The sequence below is a fragment of the Roseomonas sp. TS2 genome, from assembly GCF_058833935.1.
Genome location: NZ_JCACVY010000234.1, coordinates 1 through 5,499 on the forward strand (window position 1 = coordinate 1; position 5,499 = coordinate 5,499).

Below are 5,499 nucleotides of genomic sequence, written 5' to 3' on the forward strand. Positions count from 1 at the left end.
GGCAGCCTGCCGCTGGGGCGGCTGTACGAAGGTCACGTCAACGCCCTCGGGCTGATCGAGGCCTACGGCACCGAGGCGCAGCGCGCGGCCATGGCCGAGGATGTGCGGGCCGGCCATCTCTTCGGCGTCTGGGCGACCGATGACGGTGCCGCGCCGCTCCGTCTGGAAGGTGCGGAAGGCGGCGGGGTGCTGCGGGGCCGCAAGATCCTCGCCTCCGGGGCAGGCCGGGTCACGCGCCCGCTGGTGACGGCGCGTGCCGCGGACGGGCTGCGCATGGTGCTGCCCCATCTCTCCCCACGCGAGCGCGCCGACCTCTCCGGCTGGACGGCACAGGGGATGCGCGCCTCCGCCACCGGGGCGGTGGATCTGGAGGGGCTGCCCATCGCCACGAGGCAGTGCCTGGGCGCGCCGGAGCAGTATCTGGCGGAGCCGCATTTCGCCGGCGGCGCCTGGCGCTTCCTCGCCGTGCAGTCGGGTGGCATGGCGGAGGCCGTCGCGCTGCTGCGCGAGCAGCTGCGTGCCCGTGGCCGCGATGCCGATCCCTACCAGCTGCACCGCGCGGGCGAGGCCGCCATCGCGCTCGGGACCGCCCGGCTCTGGGTGGACCGTGCCGCTGCCCTGGCCGGCAGCGACGCGGCGCCCGATGCCATCGCCGGCTTCGTCAACCTCGCCCGCCGCGCCGTGGAGCGCGCGGCGCTGGAGGTGCTGGAGGCGGCGCAGCGCTCCGTGGGACTGATGGCCTTCATGCGGCCGCAGCCGCTGGAGCGCGTGGCGCGCGACCTGGCAACCTATCTGCGCCAGCCGGCGCCGGACCGGGCGCTGGCGCAGGGCGCCGCCCATTGGCTCGAGAGGGACCCGTTGCCATGGCCGTGACCGCCGGCGCCTTCTTCCATGCCGCCGAGGCGCTCCCCTTCGCCGCGCTGGACGAGATCCTGGCGCCGGGAGGGCTGCTGGTGCTGGCGCCGCACCCCGACGACGAAAGCCTGGGCTGCGGCGGGCTGATCGCCCTGGCGGCCCGGCAGGCGCGGCCGGTCTGCGTGGCGTTCATCAGCGATGGCGCAGCCTCGCACCCGGGCTCGCGCGACTACCCGCCGGAGGCGCTGCGGGCGCTGCGCGAATCCGAGGCGCTCGGCGCGTTGGCGCTGCTGGGGGTGCCGCCGGGCATGGTGCGCTTCCTGCACCTGCCGGATGCCGCCGTGCCGCATGAGGGGATGCGGTTCCTGGCGGCGGTGGAGCGGCTTTCCGGGCTGGTGCGGTGTATCGGCGCCGGCACGGTGCTGGCCAGCTGGGGGCACGACCCGCATTGCGACCATCAGGCGACCCACGCCATGGCGGCGGCGCTGCGGCGGCGCCACCCGGGGCTGCGGCACCTGGCCTATCCCGTCTGGGGCCATACCCTGCCGCCCGAGACCGAGATCGGCATGGCGCCGCGCGGTGCCCGGCTGGCGGTCGGCTCGGTGCTGCCGCACAAGCGCGCCGCCATCCGCGCTCACCGCTCCCAGCTTGGCGAGGTGATCCTGGACGACCCACAGGGCTTCGTGCTGGACGCTTCCATGCTGGCCCGCTTCGACCGGCCCTATGAGATCGTGCTGGAGGTGGAGCCCGAGGCATGACCCACCCCACGGGATCGCTGCCCGCGGCCTATTTCGAGGCGCTCTATGCCGCCGATCCCGACCCCTGGCGCTTCCGCGACAGCGCCTACGAGGCCGCCAAGTATGCCGCCACCCTGGCCGCGCTGGAGCGCCCGCGCTACGGCCGCGTGCTGGAGGTGGGCTGCTCGATCGGCGTGCTGACGAAGCAGCTGGCCGGGCGCTGCGATTTGCTGCTGGCGATCGACGGCTCGGCCCGCGCCATCGCGTCGGCGCGGCGCCATTGCGGGCGTCTGCCCGGCCTCACCCTGACGCAGCGCGAGGTGCCCCGGCAGTGGCCGCGCGCCCGCTACGACCTGATCCTGTTCTCCGAGGTGCTCTACTACCTGGACGAGGCCGACCTTGCCCGCGTCGCTGCGCTTACGCGGCGGGATCTGGCGCCGGGCGGCGAGGTGCTGCTGGTGCACTGGACCGGCACGACGGACTATCCGCTCTCGGGCGATGCCGCGGCGGAAGGCCTGATCGGCGCGCTGGCCGGTGTCATGCCGGCAGTGCGGCAGGAACGGGCGGAACACTACCGGCTGGACCTGCTGCGCCGGCCGGGCTGAGGCCGGTCAGCAGCAGCGCCGCGGTGCGGATCTCGCCCGGCAGGGCCTGCGGCAGCAGCGGCTCGGGCCGCAGCAGCGGGCTGGCATATTCCACCATGGGCCACAACGCCACGAAGGGCAGGGCGGCGCGGCTGGTCAGGAAGCCGAGCGGCAGGTCAAGCCGTGCCTCCCAGCGCGGCGCCTCCACGATCCGTTCCAGGGCCCCTCTCTCCCAGGCCCCGCGCAGCGCCGCCCGCAGCGAGAAGCGCCGCGCCGCCGCCTCCGCCGGCTCCAGCATCGGGTCGCAGGGCAGTTCGGGACAGAGGGCCTGCTGGCGCAGCGTGTCGGCGGCGCCGCCCACGGCGCGGCCCTGCAGGCGGCAGGCGGTGCGCACCCGCACATCGGTCGCGTGGCGGATGCGGGCACCGCTGGCGCGCAGGGCGGCCGCCAGGGCGCGGTCCTCGCCCACCGGCCAGCGGGGCAGGCCGCCGGCACGGCGGTAGGCCCGCAGCGTCACCGCCAGGCTGGCGCCGGAGGCCCCGCGGTGCCGTGGCCAGGGGTCGTGCGGGCAAGGATCCTGCCGCGCCTCCAGCCGCGCCAGCAGGGCGTGGTAGCGCTCCTCCAGCAGCATCCGCCGGCGCAGCATGGCGGGCAGCCGCCGCCGCTCCGCCGGGTCGTAGCGCACCGCGCCGGCCACGGCATCGGCGCCGGCGGCGAAGGCGGCGCGGGTCGCCTCCAGCCAGTCCGGCGCCACGCGGCTGTCGGCGTCGGTGGTCAGCAGCAGCCCGTCCGACGCGCCGCGCGCCTCCAGCAGCGCGGCGGCGGCATCGAGCGCCAGGCCGCGCGCCTCGCCGGCATGCGCCCGCTCCGGCGGCAGGCTGACGCGCAGCGCCAGCAGCGCGAAGGGCAGGGCGGGGCGCAGCCGGCGCACCCGGCCCCGCGTGCCGTCGGTGCAGTTGTTGAGCAGGAGCAGCACCGTCAGCTGTGCCAGCGCGGTCTGTGCCGCCAGGGCCGCCAGGCAGGCGCCGATCTGCGCCACCTCGTTGCGGACCGGAATGGCCAGGACGGCGTCCGGCACCTGCGGGGCGGACAGGGGATCGTGGCACGGCGCGGCGCGCTGCCAAGGTGACGGTGCGGGCATGGGAAGCTGTAACGTCGCCGCGGCCCCGCCCGTTGCCGCGCGGTGCGAGCTTCCCGGTGCTCAGACCCCCTGCGGGGAGGTGGCGCCGGGAAAGCGCCCCGCCGTCTCCAGCACGGGCGCACCAAGCGGCTGGCCGCGCGTCGCGTGCCAGCGCCGCAGCGCCGCGTGCACGGTGGGGAAGGCCAGCTGTTCCCACGGGATCTCCGCCCAGTCGAACAGCCGCACCTCCAGGCTTTCCGGCCCCGCCGCGTAGCCCGGCGCGGCCAGATGGGCGCGGAAGATCACCTGCACCTGCCCGATGCGGGGAATGGAGTAGAGGGCCAGCACCCCCTCCGTCGCGATGCGCGCCTGGGCTTCCTCCCAGGCCTCGCGCAGGGCGCCTTCCTCCACCGTCTCGCCCAGTTCCATGTAGCCGGCGGGCAGGGTCCAGAAGCCCCGGCGCGGCTCGATGGCGCGGCGGCAGAGCAGCACCCGCTCCCCCTCCGCCACCACGGAGCCCACCACGATCTTCGGATTTTCATAGGCGATGAAGCCGCATTCGGCGCAGGTCAGCCGCTCGCGGTCCTCGCCCTCGGGGATGATGCGCTGGAAATTCGGCTCGGACATGGCGCCAGGGTGCGGGGCGGGCGCGGCGGCCGCAAGCCCTTCCCGCATGGCTTCAGCACCAGTCCGGCGGCGTCTCGTAGCGGGCGAAGAGGAAGGTGAGCCCCTCGGGCGGCGCGTTCTGCCCGGCCAGGGTGCGGTCGCGCCCGTCCAGCAGCTGGCGGGGCCATGTGGCGGGGCGGCGGCCCAGCCCCACCTGCACCAGCGTGCCCACCATGTTGCGAACCTGGTGGTGCAGGAAGCTGCGTGCGGCGGTGTGCACCACCACCTCCTCGCCCTGGCGCGAGACGTCCAGCCGGTCCAGCGTGCGCAGCGCGCTCTTGGCCTGGCAGGCGGCGGCGCGGAAGGCGGAGAAATCATGCTGGCCGAGCAGGCCCTGCGCCGCGGCGTGCATGGCCATGGCGTCCAGCGGCTGCTGCACGTGCCAGACGCGCCCGGCCTCCAGCGCCGGCCGCGCCCGGCGGTTCAGGATGCGGTAGCGGTAGCCGCGGCCGATGCAGGAGAAGCGCGCCGACCACCCCTCCGGCGCCCGCGCCGCCGCCAGCACCGAGACCGGGTGCGGCCGGGTGTGATAGTTCAGCGCCTCGCGCAGGCGCAGCGGCTCCAGCTCGGTGGCGATCTCGATCTGCACCACCTGGCCCTCGGCATGCACCCCCGCATCGGTGCGGCCGGAGGCCTGGGTGGCGGCGGGCTGCCCGCCATTCAGCGGCGCGGCGGCATCCTCCAGCACCTGCTGCACCGAGAGGCTGCCCGCCTGGCGCTGCCAGCCGACGAAGGGCGCGCCGTCATACTCCACCAGCAGGGCGTAGCGGGGCATCTCAGCCGAGCACCGTGCCGGGCGGCAGCGGGAAGCCGCGCAGGAAATCCGCCGCCGGCAGCGGGCCACGCCCGGGGCGCTGCAGCCGCGTCAGGCGCAGCGCGCCCTCGCCGCAGGCGATGACGGCGCCCTCCGCCAGCACCGTGCCGGGTGCCGCGCCGGGAGCGCCCCCGGCCGGCACGGCCTCCAGCACGCGGATCGTCTCGCCCTGGTGCTCGAAGAAGGTGCCGGGCCAGGGGTTCAGCGCGCGCACGCGGCGGTCCAGCGCGGCGGCCTCCTGCGCCCAGTCCAGCCGGCCATCGGCCTTGCTGAGCTTCGGCGCGTAGGTCACGCCCGCCTCGGGCTGCGGCACCGGCGCCGGGTTTTCCGCCAGGGCGCGCAGGATGAGGCCGGCGCCCATGGCGGCCAGCGCGTCGTGCACGGCGGGCGTGCCGTCGCGCGGGCCGATCGGCAGCCGGCCGGAGAGCAGCATCGGGCCGGTGTCCAGCCCTTCCTCCATGCGCATGATGGTGATGCCCGTCTCGGCGTCCCCGGCGAGGATGGCGGCCTGGATCGGGCCGGCGCCGCGCCAGCGCGGCAGCAGCGAGGCATGGATGTTCAGGCAGCCCCGGCGCGGCGCCTCCAGCATGGCCGGCGGCAGGATCAGCCCATAGGCCGCCACCACCGCCACGTCGAGATCGAGGGCGCGGAAGGCCTCGTGTTCCGCCACGTCGCGCTTCACCCGGGCGGGGTGGCGCACGGGCAGGCCGAGTTCCAGCGCGG

General features: G+C 75.9%; 7 protein-coding genes. 3 read left to right on the top strand and 4 right to left on the bottom strand.

All coding sequences use genetic code 11. The features are described 5' to 3' along the window. From ACZJYS_RS22125 to ACZJYS_RS22135, 3 genes are all read left to right on the top strand, one after another. Window positions 1–873, top strand: an 873-nt coding sequence (locus ACZJYS_RS22125; RefSeq protein ID WP_493180341.1) for an acyl-CoA dehydrogenase family protein, incomplete at its 5' end; no start/stop codon positions are given. Then, window positions 864–1,613, top strand: a complete 750-nt coding sequence (locus tag ACZJYS_RS22130) for a PIG-L deacetylase family protein (RefSeq protein ID WP_379648764.1) — start codon at window positions 864–866, stop codon at window positions 1,611–1,613. The genes ACZJYS_RS22125 and ACZJYS_RS22130, both read left to right, overlap by 10 nt. Next, entirely contained in the window at window positions 1,610–2,197 is a 588-nt protein-coding gene (locus ACZJYS_RS22135) for a class I SAM-dependent DNA methyltransferase (protein WP_493180342.1), read from the top strand. Before ACZJYS_RS22130 ends, ACZJYS_RS22135 begins: the two co-directional genes overlap by 4 nt. Here ACZJYS_RS22135 and ACZJYS_RS22140 read toward each other — a convergent pair. From ACZJYS_RS22140 to fmt, 4 genes are all read right to left on the bottom strand, one after another. Then, entirely contained in the window at window positions 2,130–3,254 is a 1,125-nt protein-coding gene (locus ACZJYS_RS22140; RefSeq protein WP_493180343.1) for a glycosyltransferase, read from the bottom strand. The two genes, ACZJYS_RS22135 and ACZJYS_RS22140, sit on opposite strands and share 68 nt — an antisense overlap. A gap of 123 nt (window positions 3,255–3,377) precedes the next feature. Next, a complete protein-coding gene (locus ACZJYS_RS22145) occupies window positions 3,378–3,923 on the bottom strand; it encodes an NUDIX hydrolase (protein ID WP_493180344.1) in 546 nt (181 codons plus the stop codon). A gap of 52 nt (window positions 3,924–3,975) precedes the next feature. After that, window positions 3,976–4,737, bottom strand: a complete 762-nt coding sequence (gene truA / locus ACZJYS_RS22150) for a tRNA pseudouridine(38-40) synthase TruA (RefSeq protein ID WP_109517734.1) — start codon at window positions 4,735–4,737, stop codon at window positions 3,976–3,978. Between the two features lies 1 nt (window position 4,738). Continuing rightward, on the bottom strand, window positions 4,739–5,499 hold a 761-nt coding region (fmt, locus tag ACZJYS_RS22155), incomplete at its 5' end, for a methionyl-tRNA formyltransferase (RefSeq protein WP_493180345.1).